The sequence below is a fragment of the Paenibacillus sp. FSL H7-0350 genome (assembly GCF_038593195.1).
Lineage (GTDB): Bacteria > Bacillota > Bacilli > Paenibacillales > Paenibacillaceae > Paenibacillus_AQ.
In genome coordinates this window covers 2,482,843-2,503,180 of sequence record NZ_CP151972.1, presented here as the reverse complement: position 1 = coordinate 2,503,180, position 20,338 = coordinate 2,482,843, and the positions used below count along the sequence as shown (strand labels likewise).

Here is a 20,338-nt window from a genome sequence, read left to right as displayed (position 1 = left end):
GTGGATGGATTCATTATTGCTGCTTGGTGAAATTCTAATGATTAATCTGGTGCTCAGCGGAGACAACGCCATGGTCATTGCGATGGCCAGCAAAAATCTGCCGGAGAAGCACAGGAAGCTGGCTGTCTGGTGGGGGGCCGCCGGAGCGGTCGCGCTGCGTTGTATCCTGACCTTCGCCGCAGTGCTGCTGCTCAAGATTCCCTATATTGAGGCTGGAGGGGCTATGCTGCTGCTATGGATTTCCTTCAAGCTGCTGCTCGAGGACGAGGAAGAGCTGAGAATTGAGGGAAGCCCCAGCGTCTGGAAGTCGGTACGCACCATCCTGCTGGCGGACTTCATCATGAGTCTGGATAATGTACTGGCGATTGCCGGGCTTGCCAAAGGGGATCTGGCACTCATCGTAATCGGGATTGCGATCAGCATTCCGATTGTCGTCTGGGGGAGCGGCATTATCGTGGGCTGGCTGCACCGCTTCCCGGTGCTGATCTTCATCGGTGCCTATATTCTGGCGTATACCGCCGGGAACATGCTGCTGCAGGATGCCAAATTCGGCCCGGTGATTTCGTTCCTGTTGCCGTCGCTTCATGCTATGCTGCCGATACTGCTGGGCATTATCGTGGTTGTTACGGGCATGCTGAAGCACAGGAAAGTATCCGCAGGCTGATAACCGGTAATAATAAGGCTGTACCAAAAGCTGGAAGGCTTTGGTGCAGCCTTATTTCGTTTTTCTAGAGAATGCTCTGCCGCGATGTGTGAAGAATGATGGTGTTTTATGCGTTTATCAGCTAAAATAAAGGGAAACCTGTCGCCGGATTTGTCTGCTGAAGGGGCAAGGACTGGTGAAAAGACACGAAATTTTGAAGGGATAGGTGAAAGATGTCTTCCAAAAATGACATGAAACTGGGTGTGTTCATCGCCGCGGCCGGCCTCGTGATTCTGCTGGGCAAGCTGGGGGTGTTCGGTTTTCTGGGACGGGCCTTATGGCCGCTCATCATTCTGGTTCCGGGCCTGTTCCTGCATGTGCTCTTTTTCACCCGCCGGGCTTCTGCATCTGTACTCATTCCAGCGGGCATACTATCGGTGTACGGCTTGCTCTTCGGCTTATGCAATACCTGGGGCTGGGACCTCATGAGACACTTATGGCCTGTTCTTCTGCTGGGGATCGCGGTGGGACTGTACGAATATTCCCTGTATGCTTCAGTCAGAACAAGAGGCTTGACCACCGCCGCGGTAATTCTGGGGCTGCTTAGCCTTGTGCTGGTTATCTTCACCCTGCTCGGCACCGGGGCGCTCTATCTGCTCGGCGCTGTGCTGGTAGCTGCGGGACTGTGGCTGATGCTGGGGAGAGGCAGACCGGGAAGCCGCAAGAAGTGGAACGGTGGCTGGTAAACAGACCGGCAACACGCCCTGATAGGTTAATTCAAGACCGCTGAGCCGGACATGAGGCAAAATTAGAAAAATTAAGCGGACTTGGCAACGTTTTTTTCAGAAAAAGACTTGCTTTTCATAGTACTTTCACTATAAAATTAAGGAATGTTGGAGCGTCGGCTTTCTGCCTGGCGCTTCTTTTGTGAGACTGCCGTGACATGCTAAGAATTTAAACAGTTTTAATTTGATAAATGAGAGGATTTGGATACAAATCATGCATTCAAGAAAAGATATCCGTAATATTGCGATCATTGCCCACGTTGACCATGGTAAAACAACACTCGTCGATCAGCTTCTCCAGCAGTCCGGGATTTTCAGCGCGCACGAGCACGTTCAAGAACGCGCCATGGACTCTAACGATATCGAACGGGAACGTGGAATTACAATCCTAGCTAAAAATACAGCAATCACTTATAAAGAGTTCCTGATTAACATCGTAGATACACCTGGACACGCTGACTTCGGCGGCGAAGTAGAACGGATCATGAAGATGGTTGACGGTGTACTGCTCGTTGTTGACGCTTATGAAGGCTGCATGCCGCAGACCAAGTTCGTACTGCGCAAGGCGCTGGAACAGCACCTGACTCCAATTGTAGTCGTGAACAAGATTGACCGTCCGGCTGCGCGTCCGAAGGAAGTTATTGACGAAGTGCTGGACTTGTTCATTGAGCTTGAAGCCAGTGACGACCAGCTTGAATTCCCTGTAGTTTACGCATCTGCGCTTAACGGCACATCGAGCATGGTTCCTGAGAAGCAGGATGAGACAATGCTTTCACTTTATGAAACAATCGTTGAGCATATCCCTGCTCCAACTGAGAAGGTTGAAGAGCCGCTGCAGTTCCTGGTAACTCTGATGGACTACAACGAATACCTGGGCCGTATCGCTATTGGCCGCGTCAACCGCGGTGTAATCAAGCAAGGCCAGTCCGTTACAGTCATCATGCGTGACGGCAAGAGCAAGACTGCCCGTATCGAGAAGCTGTTTGGCTTCCAGGGTCTGAAGCGCGTGGAGACAGAAGAGGCCGGCGCAGGCGACATCGTGGCTATTGCCGGTATCAAGGACATCAACATCGGTGAGACGATTGCTGATTCGCAGCATCCTGAAGCACTGCCTGTTTTGAAGATTGACGAGCCTACCATGCAGATGACGTTCCTCGTGAACAACAGCCCGTTCGCAGGTAAAGAAGGCAAGTGGGTTACTTCCCGTAAGCTTCGTGAGCGTCTGTTCAAAGAACTGGAAACGGATGTGAGCTTGCGTGTAGATGAAACAGACAGTCCTGATGCGTTTATCGTTTCTGGACGCGGTGAGCTTCACCTTGGTATTCTGATCGAGAATATGCGTCGTGAAGGTTATGAAATGCAAGTGTCCAAACCACAAGTAATCATTAAAGACATCGATGGTGTCAGATCTGAGCCGCTTGAGCGCCTCATGATTGACATTCCAGAAGATAGCATGGGTTCCGTTATGGAAAGTCTGGGCAGCCGTAAAGCCGAGATGGTCAACATGATCAACCACGGCACCGGCCAAGTCCGTCTGGAATTCCTGATTCCGGCACGCGGCCTGATCGGCTACAACACACACTTCCTGACGCTGACACGCGGCTACGGTGTAATGAACCATGCCTTCGATAGCTATGCTCCACTGGTTGGCGGCCAAGTTGGCGGACGTCATCAGGGTGTGCTTGTTGCAAGCGAAAGTGGAACAACAACCCAATACGGAATCGTGGGTGTTGAGGATCGTGGTATTCTCTTCCTGGATGCAGGTACAGAAATTTATGAAGGTATGATTGTAGGCGAGCATACACGTGATAACGATATTATCGTTAACATTTGTAAAGAAAAAGCACTTACCAACATGCGTACCTCAGGCAAAGATGATACTGTAAAAATGAAGACACCACGTAGTTTCTCTTTGGAAGGTGCACTTGAATATTTGAATGATGATGAATATTGTGAAATCACTCCTAAATCTGTACGTCTGCGCAAAAAGATCCTGAATAAGGGCGAACGCGAGCGTGTAGAGAAGCAGCGTAAGGCGGCGCAAGCCAGCCAAGCGTAAGCGGATGACAATGAAGCCGCCGGATGAACAATCCGGCGGCTTTTATTATTTTTCCGGTAACGGATCTTTCAAATTGCAGGGATTAATAGCAGTACAAAACGGCGGCGGGTGATATAATGTAAGCGTAACTTATGATCCGGGAGGAGTGACGGGTTATGCAAAGCTGGTTCGCTGAGCACCCAGTTATCGCTTATATTGTCATTTTTATCTTACTGACTTATGTGTACAACCGAGTATTCCGCGTCAATCAGAAGCTGCCGGTCGGCAAAGAGATCGTGCTGTATGTGATGATGGCGGCAGGCTCAGGCATGCTTCTTATCTTCCAGCATGACAAGCTGCCGATCATCCAGTGCCTGCTGGTAGCGGTCGGGCTGATGCTGCTTGTGCGGGTCCGCTACCTGGTGGAGGCCCGGCAGAAGCGGAAGGCTGCAGCGGCTGCAAAACGGCAGTAGGCGCAACTTTTGATGATAGGGTTCGTCTAAGTTATTACGAAGTTATCTACTTCAATTCCAGTTGAATGAAAAGGAACTAAATGGATTATGAATACAAGCAAGGGTAATTTGCCACCCAGAAGGAACGGCCAGCAAGGAAGCGCCAATACTAACAGGCAGCAGCCTAGGTCTGCTGCTTCAACTACAACCGCAAAGAAAAAAGCGCGGAAACCGAAAAAGCGCGGATTCTTCGCCCGGCTGATGAGAGTGCTGCTCACCATTCTCCTGATTGCTGTTATAGCTGCATTAGGCTACGCAGGGTATTTGTACTGGAAGGTGGATCACGGAGGATTCGGAGTGGACCAGCCGGTTGCCGCAGGGCAATCCGCCTCGGAGAAGCCGCTGACGATGCTGCTGCTCGGTACGGACAACCGTCCGAAGCACCCGTCCAACCTGACGGATGTGATCATGGTCGCGGCCTTGAACCCGGAGACCAAATCGGCTACAGTGGTCTCATTACCCCGCGATACATATGTCGAGCTTGGCGGATACAAGAAGACGAAGATTAATGCCTTTTACTCTCGCTTCAAGAGTAAGGAGAAGACCTCCGGTATTCTGGCTGAGGATGAGATGAAGAAGATGATGGGCAAATATCTGGACATTAAGGTCGATTACGCTACCGTGCTGGATTTCCAGGGCTTCCGGGATATTGTAGATGAGTTCGGCGGCGTGGACGTTAATATCAGCGCCAATATGTGTTACACGGACAGTGTGGACGGCACCAACATTAATCTCAAAAAAGGCGAAGCCAAGCTAAATGGTGATAAAGCGCTGGATTATGTGCGTTACCGCAAGTCCAACTGCAAGCCGGCGACGAAGCCATCGGATGATTTTGAACGCAATAAGCGCCAGAACGAGGTACTGACTTCATTGATCTCTCAGATGCAGTCGCTGGGCGGCGTCCTCAAAATCGGCCGGGTGCTGGATGCGGTGGATAATAATCTGGAGAGCGATATCGAGAATGCGCAGATTAAGAGCCTGATCGCAACGTACTGGGATATACCCAAGGAGAATGTCGAATATGTACCGGTAACCGGAACCTGGCGCAGCCCCTATGTATATATTAACGATAAGGAGCTGGACGCAGCTAAGAAAAGCCTCCAGTACCGGATATCCGGAGTGTCCGCTGCAGTGGTCTCAGGCCAGCCTTGAGCAGCGGGCAGGGTACAATCTGTAAATTGAATGCAAGTTTCGTCCTGTGCTATAATATAATAAATTGAAAGTATTCTTGCCGCATAGGGGGCCTGTAACTATGTCTGAAGCCGTTGCTCAGCTCAATGAAACTCTGCTAGCTATGCTGCAATCGGAGACGTTTGTTCTTCTTAATACTGTGGATGCAGAATCCGGAGGACCTACGTCGACTGCGATCTCCTGGATCTATGCTGTGAGCCCTTCCATTGTCCGGCTGGCTGTGGACCACCGCTCCAGACTGGTGAACAACATGAAGGTTAATCCCAGGGTAACGATTACCGTGTTTGGCGAAGGGACGGTGCATGCCATTAATGGTCATGCTGCGGTTCGGCTGGACCCGTTGCCGGATGTTCCGTTTAAGATGTGCTGTTTTGATATTGAGATTGAAGCGGTCCGCAATGCGCTGTTCTATGGTGCGCACCTGGAATCTGCTCCGAAATATGCGAAGGTATACGATGCACGTGCGGCTGAGAAGCTGGACGGACAAGTGTTTGCCGCCATGCAAAAAGCCTAGTGTGCTATCACTAGGCTTTTTTTGAAATTAGCTCCTATCGGGTATTGCCTTGCGGCTCAATATCCTCCGGCAGCTGCGGAATGATCCGGCCGATAATATCGGCCATCTCGGAGGCGAAGCCCGAGACCGGGTTGCCCTTGGAGATATGCTTGCCCATCTCGGCCAGCCTGCTGCTGAGGTCCATGTCGGCAGTCACCAGGACTCTTACGCCCCTCGGGTCCTTGCGGATCGCTTCAGCTACTGAATATTTCACACTTCCGACCCGCGAACGGGTAAGGGCGCCGTCCACATCAATGCCGACCACGGCAAGGTTGTTCATGACGACACAGTGGACGCCTTCCACACCTGGGACTCTTCGCGCTAATTGTTCAAAATGATCCTTGAGTGCCACATCGCTGTCGTGCTTGCCTTCTGAAGGTTGTTTCGAATCCGGGGTGGCCTCCTGTACGGCTGTACCATCTTCCGACAATGTCCGCATTCCGCGGTCCCCCTGGCTGTGCACCGCTTCAGCCGACTGTTTATCCTGAGGAGAGGGTGATGTCTCTTTATTAGCGATACCGCAGCTTGTCAGCAGTACCAGCAACAGACACATTGATTTTCTCATATGTGAGTACTCCTTTCAGCCTGAGAACTAGTAATTTACCTTATCTTGCCCTTGCTGAAAAGAGTTATGTATGATCAATCAAACCAGGCGCTGTGGAGGGGATAACATGAAAAAGATATTCGTACTGGACACTAACGTGCTGTTGCACGACCCCAATTCGATTTTTGCTTTCAAGGCGAATGAGGTGGTCATTCCTGCTGTAGTCCTGGAAGAAATCGACTCCAAGAAGCGTAATGCCGATGAAATCGGCCGCAACGCCCGCACCGTATCGCGTCTGTTAGACGGGCTCCGGGAGCTGGGCCACCTGCATAGCGGGGTGGTACTGGACCATGGAGGCACGCTGAAGGTGGAGCTTAACCACCGAAGCTTCGTCAAGGTACAGGAGATGTTCGGCGAAATCTCCAATGACAACCGGATATTGGCTGTAGCGCTCAATTATCTCCATGAGGAGAACGAGAAGGCTGACCCGAGTCCTGTGGTACTTGTAAGTAAAGATGTTCTCGTCCGCATCAAAGCGGATGTGCTTGGCATAACTCCGGAGGATTATCTGTCCGACCGCACCGGCGATCTGAATGAGCTCTATTCCGGCTGCCAGTCGCTGATGGCCCATCCTTCACTGATTGATGAATATTACAGTCACCGGTTCCTGTCCACGAAGCAGCTGTCGCTGTCCTATCCGCTGTATCCGCATGAATTCGTAATTCTGAAGGATGAGATCGGCAGCGGCAAATCTGCGCTTCTGAAGGTCAACAGTGATGCCTCCCGTCTGGAGCCGCTCTATCTGGGCAACGATGCGGTATGGGGCATCAGCGCCCGGAATGCACAGCAGCGGATGGCACTTGAGCTTCTGCTGAATGATGATATTCCGCTGGTGACCATCACGGGCAAGGCGGGTACAGGCAAGACGCTGCTGGCGTTAGCCGCCGGGTTGTTCAAGGTAGAGGATGAACACAAATACAAGAAGCTGCTGATTGCCCGCCCGGTGGTACCGATGGGTAAGGATATCGGCTATCTGCCAGGAGAGAAGGATGAGAAGCTCCGTCCATGGATGCAGCCGATTTATGATAACCTCGAATTCCTGTTCGACACCAAGAAGGCAGGGGATATCGATAAAATATTGATGGGGCTGGGAAGTATCCAGGTAGAGGCGCTGACCTATATCCGCGGCCGCTCCATTCCGTCGCAGTTCATTATCATTGATGAGGCGCAGAACCTGTCCCGCCACGAAGTGAAGACGATTGTCTCCCGGGCCGGCGAGGGCAGTAAGGTGATCCTGATGGGGGACCCCGAGCAGATTGACCACCCTTATCTGGATGCTGCGAGCAACGGCCTCAGCTATATCGTTGAGAAGTTTAAGCAGCAGGGCATTAGCGGACATATTACACTGGAAAAGGGCGAGCGTTCGCATCTGGCTCAGCTGGCCGCCGATCTGCTCTAACCTCCAACAACAAACCTTATTCCAGCCGGGAGCTCAAGACTCCCGGCTTTTTGCTGCCCGCCCCCGGAAGCGGCGGGAGAGTTTTTGTGCAGTTAAAAAGTGCGATCAGCGGAGGGAGCGGAATTGTTCTGGAGAAGCGTAGCGTTCGCCTTTAAAGACGGATTTCAACCTCTAATCAGTTATTGAATAAGAAATCGGGCTTTAACAGCGATCGGAAGAATAATCCGCACACGCAGCGTCTTGCGCACCTGGGTTTTAACCTGCACTGAACAATCCCACCGTTTCCTTCTATATAAAGAGAACGGTTTCACAACCCAAGACAAGCGCCAGCATCTCTGCTAAAATGAGGAATAAGAAACGCTGAAGGAGAGAGCGCATGTGCTGAAACGCAAAAATTACTGGCTGCTGTTTGCAGTTCTGCTGCTGGCCCTGACAAGCCTGTCACCCAGCATGGAGCTGAATACGGATCATGGAAGCTATCCGCCCAGACAGCCGCTGGACCAATCAGAGCGTCCTCCTTCAGGGGAAGCAGGGGAAATCGAGAGCCTCCAGATCCGCGTCTCACTCAGTACGGAGGAGTTCAGCGTATTGGAGCAGATTAGCAAAGAGTACACTTTATCCAGCGGAGTCAGCGTGATCCTTAAGAATGTGGAGGCGGAAGACGTGGGAGCACAGGTGCGTGATGAACTAACCATTGGGACAAGCCCGGATATCGTGATGCTGGACGGTCACAGCATTTATGATCTGGCTACCAGGGGCTATTTGCTGCCTGTAGATATCTACCAAAGTGTTCCCGGGAGCACGCCGCTTACGATGCTGATTCCGCAGATGCAGTGGAACGGATATAACTGGGGAGTGCCGCTGGATATCGATCCCTATGTCCTCGTGTATTCGCCGGAGCGGCTCGCCGGAATGGGTCTTGCAGAGGTGCCCGCAAGCCTGGAGCAGTGGAATATGCTGCTAAGCCGGCTGAAGGAGGAACCGGAGAAGAAGCGTTATCTGCTGGCTATGGATCCGCGGAATCCTTACGGGTATGCCGCCGTGCTGCATAGCATGGGCAGCAGTCTGCACTCCGCCAGCCTTGAGCAGGCTCAGTGGACAGAAGCAGCGCGCAGCTCTTTGTATCTGACCAGCCGGTTCAATAAGGAGATCTGGGGGCTGCTGCAGGATGGGAAGCTTGCGGTGGCGGCTGTGCCGCTCTCGGAGTGGAAGAAGCACGGGAATTCGACGCTGGCGGTGCAGATGCCGAAGAAGCAGGAGGGTATATCAAGCTATGAGGTTATTCACAGCCGCTTTTTTGCCCTTCCGGCACAATCAGGCAGTCCGGAAGCAGCGGTCAAATGGCTCGCCTACGTCACTTCAAGCACGGCCCAGCTGGAATGGCTGGAGAACACGGACCGTCTGCCGGCACTGGATGAGTTGTACCGCTCCGCTCAGCCCAAGATTGGCAAGCTGCCAATGGACGCCGGCTGGTTCCTTGCAGAGGATAATACCCCCGGTCCCGGCTCTGAGGCAGAGTGGAGCCGGAAGGCGGAGGCAGCACTTGATTTGTTAACCGGCAAGCTGAATGCCGCCGCTTATGAAGCGGTAGTAAAGCTTCCTTTAGAATGAGAGGGACAGCTTCACATGCAGAATGCCGTCCAAGCTTGCGACCTCGGTGGCCTGCAGGAAGGAGACGATCTTCGCCGGATAGAAGCCGAGATCGAATTCTTCCTCCAGAGCCTGGCGGGTGGTATCCGGCAGCTCCAGACCATTGAATACCACATGATCAACATGGAACATCAAGCCGTTGACAGGCTCCTGCTGTATGGTATAGCGGCCGGTCAGCGACAGCGACAAGCCCCCGCTTTTACCCGTTGCCGAGACTGAATTATCCTTGAACGCAAACCGGAAATCCTCAAACAGCGGGTTCTGGGTGACCAGGAACTCATTCAGATCCTTTTCGGACAGGGCCAGATTATAGGTCATCCCCTTGCGCACCAGTACGCCATCCCGGCTCTGGACGAACTCCGGCAGCTGCTTCATGGCAGAAGCCAGCGCTTTGAAATACTTCCGCACCTCATGCAGGCCGATATTCTCCCAATATTTACTGAACTCTGCCAGCAGCCGCTCCATACTCTCAGGATCTGTACTGGCCTGAATCCCGCCTGTAATCTCCTTATCTAAGGCAAGCACACGCTTCTGCTGCGCTTCGAGCGCTGTTTTGAGCTCTGCCAGCTCCTGACTGCTGCGCCGGGCGGCCGTGAGTGTGCTTTTTAAATCCTTGTACTGCATCTCATATTCCGTGAGCGTCTTCCGGTCCTGCCCCATAATAATCTCATAATAATCGAATAGAGCGATTAGCCTGCTGATGCTTTTGGTGGAGAGGAATGCGGTAAGAAGTCCATCCCGCTCCCCCATATAATAGGCCCGCACAACAGCGCCCGCCCGTTCCTGCTGATCTGCGATATTACTCTGTTTGGCAGCAGCCTGCTCTTCCAGCGCAGCGGCTTTGTGCTCCAGCGTCTGTTGTTCTGCGGTAATCCGGGCAATCTCACGTTCAATCTCTGCAGAGGACAGCGTCTGCTCCAGCAGCTTGCGGGTCGCTTCATCATCCGGCATAGAGGGCGGCGGAGCGCTGACTCCTGAAGTGAAGCCGGAACCGGCGGACAGATACACCGGAGAAGCCGGCGGCATAGCGATGCAGGTGAGGATCAATATTGCTGCGAATAACCGGCGAACCGTATTACGGGATAACACTTGCACCACCACCTTGAACAGAGTTAGACAGGTATGTACTATTAATATGTTTCAGCCTGTTAAAATATCATACCCTGTTTTGCGTCCCCCCGAACTACAATTTTGCAAACAAAAAGAACGGAAATGCTTCTTGAAGGCAAGAAGCCATATCCGTTCATTTCTATATATGCGTTAGAGCGGCAATTCCATCTCAAATATCGTCCAATAGCTGAAGCCTGTAAACGTCAGGATCATATACCCCCAAAAGAGCAGGATGTAGGTCTTTTCCGTAAATTTCATATAGCCCAGAATGACAAAAAAAGCGGTTTGCAAAAAGAATAGCAGGGCCATTTCCGTCAGATTACCGGCAAAAGCCATAAGTCCGATGGTGAGTGTAAAAAATCCTAAAACGCGAAACATGCGGTCCAAGAGAGGGTCCCCCTTCCAGTATGAATCCGGCTAACAGCTGCTTACCATTTATTATAACGGCTCTCTAAAACACTGTAAACGAATTCATTGAAAAAAATTCAAAATTTCATAAAATATATGATTTTTATTATTGACACAAGTCCTCTGAGCGGAAGAGGAGAATTTATAGCAAAAGTAGTATGAGGTGCAGACAAATTGGCAATACAAATTAGTATCAAATAGATTCTATGAACTCTAATAGAGGCATAGAAATGTAGTAAGCAGCTTTTATCCCTATTCACTACCCGGCGGAGCTGCCGGTTCTGAAGATGGTTATTTCATGATGTTGTTAGGAGGGTTAGGCTTTATGACAGCCGTTAGACAGGATGCTTGGAGTGCAGAAGATGATCTGATATTGGCAGAAATAACGCTGCGTCATATCCGCGAGGGCAGCACACAGCTTGCTGCTTTTGAAGAGGTGGGTGAAAAAATCGGCAGAACTTCGGCGGCCTGCGGTTTCCGCTGGAACAGCTGTGTGCGCAAAAGCTATGAGGATGCCATTGGGATTGCCAAAGGACAGCGCCAGAAACGGAGCTATCTGAAAAAACAGCCTGCCTCGCGCGGGGCACAGGTCGCCGGACTGATTCTCGGTGACATTGAGGAAGACTACAGCCGCAGCGAAGGATTAAGCGAGAACAGCTTGTCTATCGATGCCGTCATCCGCTTTTTGCGGCAATGGAAAGGAACGTTCCAGGAGGCCGGAAGACAGCTTAAGATGCTAGAGCGTGATCTGCGGGAGAAGGAAGAGGAACTTTCAGAACTGAGAGTAGAGAATGAACGTCTATCCAGAGAAGTGAATCTTGCCCAGAGCGATTACCGTGTGGTTAATGATGATTACAAGGCGCTGATCCAGATTATGGACCGTGCCCGCAGGCTGGCTTTTCTTAATGAAGAGGATGAAGAGAAAACCCGCTTCAAAATGGATGCGAACGGAAACCTGGAACGGATTGAATAGAAGATTTAGGCAGCAAGCCCTGCGTCCGCGTGCGTTACAGCAACGGATTAGCAGGGTTTTTGTTTTGCTTTTGCAGAGACAAGCAGGATATAATTAGGAAAATTATTGGAGCAAGGCATAGCAGGGGGCAGGGTTTAGCATGAGAGTAGATGTGATAGGCGCGGGGTCACTGGGCCTGCTGCTTGCAGGACGGCTGATTGCCGGCGGGGCTGAAGTGCGGATATGGTGCAGGGGGAAGGAGCAGAGCAGGGCGCTAACCGCAGAGGGGCTGACTGTCAGCTATGAAGATGGCAGGGAGGCAACACGGCTTCCAGGAGGGAGTTTCTCCGCTGCGCCGGTACAAGAATATACACAGTGTCAGCTGGACAAGCCCGGGGAGGTTACGCTTTTAACGGTTAAGCAGAAGGTGCTTCATGAGTCTTTGCCAGAGATTCTCCGGCCGCTAAGCGCCAGGAAGCTTGTCATCGTAGGATTCCAGAACGGCTGCGGACATCTGGAGCTGCTCAGGGGGCTGTTGCCGGGGTCATCCATCTGGGCGGCTGTAACAACAGAGGCGGCCAAGAGGAAAACATTAACAGAGGTTATTCATGCTGGTAAAGGGGAAATATGTATAGGGAAGAGCAGCTCTACTATTAATATTCATGAAACTGATCTGCAGGCATCTGAGCCTGAGGCTATAATTAGTTTCATAGAAGCTCTTGCCTCAGCAGGATTTCACGCTTCTCTGTCGAAAGAAGTGGATACCATCATTTACCGGAAGCTTCTGATCAATGCTGTCATTAATCCTCTAACCGCCATTTGGCGGGTCCGGAACGGCGAATTACTGGCCTCCACTGCACGTGTACAGCTTATGAAGGAACTGTATACAGAGGCAGCCGGGATATTAGAGGCCTGCGGGATTTCCCTTGAGCATGGTGCCTGGGAGGCCATTCTTGAAGTGTGCCGCGCAACCTCGGGCAATACATCATCGATGCTGGCTGATGTACTTGCTGCAAGGGAGACTGAAATCCGCTGGATTAACGGAAGCATTGTAGATATGGGGCTGCAGCAGGGCGTTCAGGCTCCGCTCCACCGCTGGATATGCGGACTGGTAGAAGGCATGACTGTGAGGGAGGGGTGAAGCTGTTTGGAATTTCTCCGGAATTCGTTCGGCGTGTTAAGCGTTATTCCGATTGTTCCTTTTTTGATTGTGTATTTCGCAGGAATCGGGCTCAGGCATGATAAGAGGAAAACGATGATGCTGGCGATGGATGTAACAACTTTATTTTTATTGCTGTCAGTTTCGGGACTGTTCAATATTATTTTTGACTCAACCTTTGGATTCTTTCTTATACTACTTATTGTATTAATATCCGCCGGACTGATTGGCGGCGCGCAAAACCGCCTCAAAGGAGGGGTGGACGGAAAACGGTTACTTCGTGCTGTATGGCGGCTTTCTTTCTTTTTCCTGGGCGTAGGTTACGTATTATTTATGGTTGTAGGCCTCATTCAATACATATCACAAGCGATGTAACGTTCCACTGCTCCGGTGAAGCGTCAACGTCACAAAATTTTAAAGAATTAAAAAAAAGTCGTTTTCAGAAAATATTGCTCTAGATTTTTTTGACCACTGGTTGTATAATCATAAACCATATACCACATTCTATTTAGGGGGAACTGCTAGATGAAGAAGAGTAAAAGTCTATTGCTCATGATCGCAATAGTTCTGGTGATCGGCACAGTGCTTGCAGGCTGCGGCGGGAACAAGAACAACAGCGGCACCAATGCTGCGGCGACGACTGCACCAGAGGGCAGCACGAACACAGGAACAACAGGTGACGAGAAGCTGGCTGCTGACCAGACACTCAGAATTAACCTGACCTCCGAGCCTCCAACATTTGATCCGCAGCAAGCTCAAGACAGTACATCTAATGCTATTCTGAAATTGATGTATGAAGGTCTTACTCGTCAGAATACAGAAACAGGGCAGGCTGAAGAAGGTATGGCAGAGTCATGGGATATTTCCGCTGACGGTCTGGTTTATACTTTCAAAATTCGTGACGCAAAATGGAGTAATGGTGACGCTGTAACAGCTAATGACTTTGCCTTTGCTTGGAAGCGTGTATTAGATCCTAATGCAACTGATGCTGCACCATATGCTTACCAGTTGTTCTACATTAAGGGTGCTGAAGATTTCAATGCTGGTAAAATTACAGATTTCAACCAGGTAGGAATTAAGGTATTAGACGACAAGACACTTGAAGTTACACTAGCGAACCCGACTCCTTATTTCTTGGGTTTGCTATCCTTCTATACGTACTACCCAGTGCACAGTTCCGTTGCTAATGATCCTAAGTGGGCTACTAAAGTAGACACGCAGATCACCAATGGACCATTCACATTGACCGAATGGACTACTGGACAATCCCTGGCTGTAACTAAAAATCCAAATTATTATGATGAAAAAGATATTAAAGCAGCAGGCATCAACTTCTCCATCGTTAACAGCGGTGCAACTGAGCTGCTCAGCTACAAAAATGGTGAACTTGACCGTGCAGGCGGCCCAATCGGTGAAATTCCAACAGAGCAGCTGCCAATTGTTGAGAAAGAATTCCCTAAAGAATTTTCGAGAAAAGGTATTTCCAGCGTTTACTACTATCAGTTCAATGTAACGGAAAAACCTTTCACAAATAAGAAAATCCGTAAAGCTTTGGCTATGGCCATTGAACGTAAACCAATTATTGATAACATTACCTTAGGTGGACAAATTCCAGCATTTGGTTTCGTTCCTCCTGGTATTCAGAGTAATGAACAAGAATTCCGCAGTCAAGTTGCTGATTCTCAGTATTTCACTGAAAATGTGGAAGAAGCCAAAACATTGCTTGCAGAAGGTCTGAAAGAAGAAGGCCTTGATAAACTGAGCTTTACCCTGTCTTACAACACAAGCGAAGGCCATCAGAAAATTGCGATAGCTATTGCTGACCAATTGAAAAAAGCTCTAGGCGTTGAAGTTAAGCTTGAAAACAAAGAGTGGGGCGTCTTCATCGAAGACAAACACAACTTGAATTATCAAGTAGCACGCGCAGGCTGGTCAGCAGACTTTAATGATCCAATGACTTACCTGGATATGTGGGTTACTAAGGGTGGAAACAACGATACTGGCTATTCCAATCCTGAGTATGACAAATTGATTCAAGAAGCTAAGGTTTCTTCTGACAATGCGCTTCGCCAAGAGAAGTTTGCTGCAGCAGAAAAAATCATGATGGATGATATGATTCTGATTCCGATTTACTACTACACTAACAACTCATTGACTAAAGAGTACCTTAAAGGTGTAACTCTTGACTTCAGTGGTGCAGTTGATCTGTCTCGTGCATATTTGCTCGAACACTAAGGCATAGTTTGTAATCGAATATTAGTAATACTATATCTGAAGGACTATAATTACTTCGGGATATATATGTGGAACTCCATATATATCCCTTTTTTATGTATAGGAAATCCAATGTTATTTTATATAAATTATTCCAAGCTTCAAAAATGGACAAGTGCGAGTTTTTTTCTTACAATAGGTGAGCAAGAAAAATGTCGAAGGAGGTGATGGCGGGCATGATTCGTTATATTTTCAACAGATTCATTCACATGATTGTTTCATTATTTGTTTTGATTTCTGCAACTTTTTTCTTAATGAAGGCGATCCCCGGAGATCCATTCACATCAGAAAAGAAGATTCCGGAACAAATTTTGAAACGTCTTTATGCGCAATTTAATTTGGACAAGCCCGTCTGGGAGCAGTACATTATTTATTTGAAGAATATTATTAAAGGTGATTTTGGTATTTCGATGAAAATGCTTAATCAGGATGTAACCAATATTATCAGTCAGACCTTCTCATCATCGCTTAAGCTGGGCGTAGTGGCTATTATTGTGGCGATTATTGTAGGTGTGATACTGGGGATGCTGGCAGCACTGCATCACCGCAAACTGATTGATAATATCACTATGGTTATTGCCGTTCTTGGTATTGCTGTACCGAGTTTTGTTATGGCGTCCTTGTTGCAATACTTGTTAGCATATCATTGGAAAGTATTCCCTGTAATGGGCTTTAAAGGGCCAATGAATTACTTCCTTCCGGTTATGGCTTTGACAGCTTCCCCCATTGCAGTCATTGCACGTCTTACCCGCTCCAGCATGCTTGAAGTGTTGCATTCCGACTACATCAAGACAGCCAAAGCAAAAGGGCTTAGCTGGTTTGCAATCATGTCGCGGCATGTATTGCGGAATGGTATTATGCCAGTAATTACTTACGTTGGACCAATGACAGCGAATATTATTACAGGTTCGGTTGTTATTGAACAAATTTTCGGTATTGGCGGTATCGGTAAACAGTTTGTTCAAGCCATTAACACCCGTGACTATCCAATTATTATGGGGATTACAATATTCTATGGCATCATTCTGATGGTTGCACGTTTCCTTACAGATGTTGCTTATGTTGCTATTGATCCGCGGATTAAACTTGCTGGAGGAAAGGAGGATTAAAGTTGGCTGCGAATAATAATACTATTGCTCCCCAGGAGAACCTGAAGCAGGAAGATTTTCGGAAAATAGGCATTAATGAAAAAGAAGCTGAATTAATTCAGCGTGAAAGTCTCTCCGCTTGGCAAGATGCCTGGCAGCGCCTGCGCCAGAATAAATTTGCTATGGGTGCTCTGGTTGTGATGATAATTATTATCATTATGGCTGTTGTGGCACCTCACTTAGTTGGTTACACCTATGACTCCAATGACTTGATGAGCACGAACAAGCCGCCTTCTTTAGAGCATTTATTTGGTACTGATGATTTCGGCCGTGACGTATTTGTCCGTACCTGGATGGGTGCCCGGATTTCCTTGATTGTAGGTCTTGCGGCTGCCTGTATCGACTTGATCTTCGGGGTAATCTATGGCGGGATTATGGGTTTCTTTGGCGGACGTGTCGACACCATTATGAACAAGTTCTCCGAAATTTTGTACTCGATCCCTTATTTGTTAGTAGTAATTATGTTGTTGGTAGTATTTGAACCGAGCCTGTGGACGATTATACTGGCCTTGACCATTACAGGGTGGATTAATATGTCCTGGATCGTGCGCGGTGAAATTATGCAGCTCAAAAACCGTGAATTTATTCTGGCTTCCCGTTCCATGGGTGCTGACTGGAAACGTCTGCTGTTTAAACATTTGCTGCCAAATGCAATGGGGCCGATAATTGTTACTGTAACACTGTCTGTTCCAAGCGCGATCTTCTCTGAGGCATTCTTAAGCTTCCTGGGTCTTGGCGTACAGGCACCAGTTGCTTCTCTGGGTTCAATGATTAATGACTCATTGACAGGCTGGATGTATTATCCTTGGCGCATGATTTTCCCAGCGCTTGTTATCAGCTTGACAATGCTCTCGTTTAATATTTTTGGTGACGGACTCCGTGATGCTCTAGATCCTAAGCTTAAGAAATAGGAGCTAACATTAGCAGAATGGTCTGGCAGTGGCAAAAGCATAACGGCACAATCTATTATGTGATTAATCTCTGCAACAGAGGTTTTGACCAAACATCAGAAAATGTCGGCGGCCGAAACGCAACAATACAAAATAACGGATGTTCAAATGAATTGGCATCTATAATGCGGCGGCTTGCTTTAACCATATTCCCACTACTTTTTCAGCTAGACGGTCTGTTTTATTTTACCAGAATGTCTCTGGATTTGATTTAGCCGTTACAGCACAACAGAATTCAGCGAATTGCATAACGTAAGATGCTGAGTTCTGCATTCAATGGCCAAGGAGGTGCAGTTCTTTTGAGTAAGAATTTGAGCAAGAATCTGATTGAAGTAGAAGGCCTTAAAAAATATTTTAATGTAGGCAAAGGTAGAATTCTTAAGGCCGTTGATAATATTAGTTTCTCGATTCGCGAAGGCGAGACCCTGGGTATGGTAGGAGAGTCTGGTTGTGGGAAGACTACTGCCGGCCGTACAGTACTCCGCTTGTATGAGCCGACTGCAGGAAGTGTGAAATACAACGGTACAGATATCTACAAATTGTCCGGCGGCAAAATGAAGGCACTGCGCCGTGATATGCAAATGATCTTTCAGGACCCGTATGCCTCGCTGAACCCGCGGTTAACGGTGTCTGACATTATCGGTGAAGCGCTGGACATTCATGGTCTGGCCGGAAGCAGGCAGGAACGTAAAAAGCGGATTGAAGAGCTGCTGGATATGGTTGGCCTTAACCATGATCACGCTACGCGTTATCCGCATGAATTCTCAGGTGGTCAACGTCAGCGTATCGGGATTGCCCGCTCGCTCGCCGTGAACCCTAAGTTCATCGTCTGCGATGAGCCGATCTCGGCACTTGACGTGTCCATCCAGGCACAGGTCGTTAACCTCCTGAAGGAGCTGCAGGACCGTCTTGGACTTACTTATCTCTTCATCGCGCATGACTTGTCCATGGTGAAGCATATCAGTGACCGTGTGGCTGTTATGTACCTGGGCAAAATGGTAGAGCTGGCGGAAAGCGAAGAATTGTACGCTAATCCGATCCATCCGTACACCAAATCCCTGCTCTCCGCGATTCCAGTTCCGGACCCGGAGGTTGAAGCGAACAAAAAACGTATTCATCTGCATGATGAGCTGGGCAGTCCGATTTATGCGGCCGGTGAGAAATCAAATGACAGCGATTATGAACTGGTTGAGGTGTCTAAAGGGCATTTTGTGGCTAGAAAATATGTTTGATATATAATATTTAATCCTGAATTCCGAAAGCAAGTAACAGTAAGGAAGGCAGAAACTGAACGTACGAAAAACCTGTAAGAATCAGGTGGAATTAACAGGGTGAATATTCCAAGTAGACTCCCGCTTATAGGTTCCCCACCTCAGAAGACCGGGCATTTGCATTTCCATGTTAAATTTTGGAAGCCTTCAGTCTAGCTGGGCGATCTTGAATTCTATCCGTTCCAGGCGTAGCGGTTTGCAAATTCCTTCGTCAGTTTGAGTACGGTGGTTCGAATGTGACTCACCAGCGTCGCCGCACATTGAAAGAATTCCAGACGAAACCGTGCCACCGTATAACCGAAGTGAATGGGTTCACAGCAATCTCGTTTGAAACGCTCATACAGGTTATACGCTAGCAATTTGACGAGGAGGTCGATCTCTTTGGCTTCGAAGGAGCCTGTGGCGACCTTGTCAATGGAAAATCCACTCTTGGCTTCTTTGATGTAATTTTCCATGCAGCAGCGCTGGTTGTAAAACCGCCACAAGTCGATCGCTTCCCAGTCCAGGTTCGTGACCATGCCTTCGTACTGCCAATCCGTGTCCAGCAGTAAACGCGCTTAGTCATCCTGAACGACGGTTGCTTTACGGATGACGGCGACCCGCCGTGGCTTCGTCCAGGAGGTCGTTTGGTACCACAGGGCGATGCCTTCAATGATCAAATCTTCGTCGACGTAACGTTTTCAGTACCGACAAGGGGCCACTTCAGCCGACAGACGCTTCGTCCATTTCATTTTGCCCACATAGCCAATCTTTTGTTCTTCCCAGAAGGAATAGAAGTCTTCGCCGCCAAATCCTTTGTCAAACCGGGCATATTGAACGGAGTGCTGGCCCAGGAGGCCAAAGGTCTCTTCCAGAAAAGTAGAAGCCTCCGTGGACGAGTGAACGTTTCAGGCGCGGAGCACGGCATTTAGGTAGAGGTGGGATTGTCCCTCGAAAGCCAGCAAGGGATGGTAGCTTTTGCGCCCCGGCTTATGGGCATTCACGCCATTGGCTGCCTTGGCCTGATTCCCATAGACCTTCTCCATGATGGAATCCAAATCGAGAATGAGTGTGGAGGGCAGAGCCAGCCGAATCACTTCAAGATTCACTTTTCGGAGCTCCGACCGTACAGAAGGATTCATTCTTGCCAGTCGAGCCAGTTCCTTGTACAGAAGGGAATGGTTTGGACAACGTCCACCGAGGAAACGCCGGAGGAGAGAGTCCTTTTGCCATCTGCGAAAGTGGAACAGACGCTCACAACCCAAGACCCAGCCGATGATGAGATACAGCAGAATGTGGTGCATATGGAACCGCAGATTGCGGGCTTTGCCTCCGGATACGGTTTGCAGCGCCTGGCGCAGTTTGATTTTTCCAGATAATCCAGGAAGATCTTGCTTCCTCCGATGCTGGTCGACTGAGTCAGGGAAAATTCGGTCTTGATTTTAGAAATGGATGTGGTAGACTTCACCTAAAAGGTGCTCCTCTCTTTGGGTGTAGTGTTCTGGATAAACACCATTCTACCAAAGAAATGAGCCCTTTTTTTGTTTTTGCGTACAGTTACTTTCGAAATTCAGGTTAATTTGATTTTTAAAAAAGTTGATACACAAATAGGAATAGTGTTATATGTCTTAAATATAGATATATAACACTGTTTCTACTTTCTCTTTCTACAAGATAAGAACTGATTTTCTTACCGATGCGACACTCCCGAC

Annotated in this window: 18 protein-coding genes and 1 pseudogene; 15 read left to right on the top strand and 4 right to left on the bottom strand. The window is 49.0% G+C overall.

The features are described 5' to 3' along the window. Positions 1-4: 4 nt before the first annotated feature. The 6 genes from NYE24_RS11550 to NYE24_RS11525 all read left to right on the top strand — a co-directional run bounded on the left by NYE24_RS11550 (position 5) and on the right by NYE24_RS11525 (position 5,683). Entirely contained in the window at positions 5-664 is a 660-nt protein-coding gene (locus NYE24_RS11550) for a TerC family protein (protein WP_036690252.1), read from the top strand. 212 nt (positions 665-876) lie between these two features. Then, on the top strand, positions 877-1,389 hold the full coding sequence (locus NYE24_RS11545) for a hypothetical protein (protein ID WP_036690250.1): 513 nt from the start codon (positions 877-879) through the stop codon (positions 1,387-1,389). Positions 1,390-1,642: 253 nt separating this feature from the next. After that, on the top strand, positions 1,643-3,487 hold the full coding sequence (typA, locus tag NYE24_RS11540; protein ID WP_036690248.1) for a translational GTPase TypA: 1,845 nt from the start codon (positions 1,643-1,645) through the stop codon (positions 3,485-3,487). Between the two features lie 155 nt (positions 3,488-3,642). Beyond that, on the top strand, positions 3,643-3,939 hold the full coding sequence (locus NYE24_RS11535; protein WP_036690246.1) for a YlaH-like family protein: 297 nt from the start codon (positions 3,643-3,645) through the stop codon (positions 3,937-3,939). A gap of 87 nt (positions 3,940-4,026) precedes the next feature. Next, the gene (locus NYE24_RS11530) at positions 4,027-5,130 is read left to right on the top strand and encodes an LCP family protein (RefSeq protein WP_342478716.1); all 1,104 of its coding nucleotides are present in this window, start codon (positions 4,027-4,029) and stop codon (positions 5,128-5,130) included. Positions 5,131-5,230: 100 nt separating this feature from the next. Then, a complete protein-coding gene (locus tag NYE24_RS11525) occupies positions 5,231-5,683 on the top strand; it encodes a pyridoxamine 5'-phosphate oxidase family protein (RefSeq protein WP_036690242.1) in 453 nt (150 codons plus the stop codon). 34 nt (positions 5,684-5,717) lie between these two features. Here the strand turns inward: NYE24_RS11525 and NYE24_RS11520 are convergent, their stop codons facing one another. Then, the gene (locus NYE24_RS11520) at positions 5,718-6,287 is read right to left on the bottom strand and encodes a YhcN/YlaJ family sporulation lipoprotein (RefSeq protein WP_342478715.1); all 570 of its coding nucleotides are present in this window, start codon (positions 6,285-6,287) and stop codon (positions 5,718-5,720) included. A 106-nt stretch (positions 6,288-6,393) separates the two neighbouring features. On the opposite strand from NYE24_RS11520, the gene NYE24_RS11515 reads away from it, so the two are divergent. Beyond that, complete coding sequence (locus NYE24_RS11515; protein WP_036690238.1) at positions 6,394-7,725, top strand: PhoH family protein; 1,332 nt, start codon at positions 6,394-6,396, stop codon at positions 7,723-7,725. A 378-nt stretch (positions 7,726-8,103) separates the two neighbouring features. Further along, positions 8,104-9,336, top strand: a complete 1,233-nt coding sequence (locus NYE24_RS11510; RefSeq protein ID WP_342478714.1) for an extracellular solute-binding protein — start codon at positions 8,104-8,106, stop codon at positions 9,334-9,336. Here the strand turns inward: NYE24_RS11510 and NYE24_RS11505 are convergent. Together NYE24_RS11505 and NYE24_RS11500 are read right to left on the bottom strand one after the other, a co-directional pair. Beyond that, positions 9,328-10,464: a hypothetical protein gene (locus NYE24_RS11505; RefSeq protein WP_342478713.1), complete on the bottom strand. Its 1,137-nt coding sequence runs from the start codon at positions 10,462-10,464 to the stop codon at positions 9,328-9,330. The two genes, NYE24_RS11510 and NYE24_RS11505, sit on opposite strands and share 9 nt — an antisense overlap. Positions 10,465-10,635: 171 nt before the next feature. Then, on the bottom strand, positions 10,636-10,872 hold the full coding sequence (locus tag NYE24_RS11500; protein WP_036724295.1) for a DUF2626 family protein: 237 nt from the start codon (positions 10,870-10,872) through the stop codon (positions 10,636-10,638). 346 nt (positions 10,873-11,218) lie between these two features. Between NYE24_RS11500 and NYE24_RS11495 the strand changes: the two genes are divergently transcribed. The 7 genes from NYE24_RS11495 (at position 11,219) to NYE24_RS11465 (ending at position 18,608) form a co-directional block, all read left to right on the top strand. Continuing rightward, the gene (locus NYE24_RS11495) at positions 11,219-11,866 is read left to right on the top strand and encodes an RsfA family transcriptional regulator (protein ID WP_036690232.1); all 648 of its coding nucleotides are present in this window, start codon (positions 11,219-11,221) and stop codon (positions 11,864-11,866) included. Between the two features lie 139 nt (positions 11,867-12,005). After that, the gene (locus tag NYE24_RS11490) at positions 12,006-12,986 is read left to right on the top strand and encodes a ketopantoate reductase family protein (protein ID WP_036690230.1); all 981 of its coding nucleotides are present in this window, start codon (positions 12,006-12,008) and stop codon (positions 12,984-12,986) included. A 6-nt stretch (positions 12,987-12,992) separates the two neighbouring features. Further along, on the top strand, positions 12,993-13,379 hold the full coding sequence (locus NYE24_RS11485) for a DUF3397 domain-containing protein (protein WP_036690228.1): 387 nt from the start codon (positions 12,993-12,995) through the stop codon (positions 13,377-13,379). A 150-nt stretch (positions 13,380-13,529) separates the two neighbouring features. Continuing rightward, on the top strand, positions 13,530-15,239 hold the full coding sequence (locus tag NYE24_RS11480; protein ID WP_342478712.1) for a peptide ABC transporter substrate-binding protein: 1,710 nt from the start codon (positions 13,530-13,532) through the stop codon (positions 15,237-15,239). Between the two features lie 215 nt (positions 15,240-15,454). Next, positions 15,455-16,387, top strand: a complete 933-nt coding sequence (locus tag NYE24_RS11475) for an ABC transporter permease (RefSeq protein WP_342478711.1) — start codon at positions 15,455-15,457, stop codon at positions 16,385-16,387. A 2-nt stretch (positions 16,388-16,389) separates the two neighbouring features. Beyond that, entirely contained in the window at positions 16,390-17,337 is a 948-nt protein-coding gene (locus NYE24_RS11470) for an ABC transporter permease (RefSeq protein ID WP_342478710.1), read from the top strand. A gap of 296 nt (positions 17,338-17,633) precedes the next feature. Then, positions 17,634-18,608 carry an ATP-binding cassette domain-containing protein gene (locus NYE24_RS11465; protein ID WP_342478709.1) on the top strand — a complete coding sequence of 325 codons (975 nt, stop codon included), beginning with the start codon at positions 17,634-17,636 and terminating at the stop codon, positions 18,606-18,608. A 212-nt stretch (positions 18,609-18,820) separates the two neighbouring features. On the opposite strand, the pseudogene NYE24_RS11460 reads toward NYE24_RS11465, so the two are convergent. Then, a pseudogene (locus tag NYE24_RS11460) lies at positions 18,821-20,094 on the bottom strand (IS1380 family transposase). Positions 20,095-20,338: the final 244 nt, after the last annotated feature.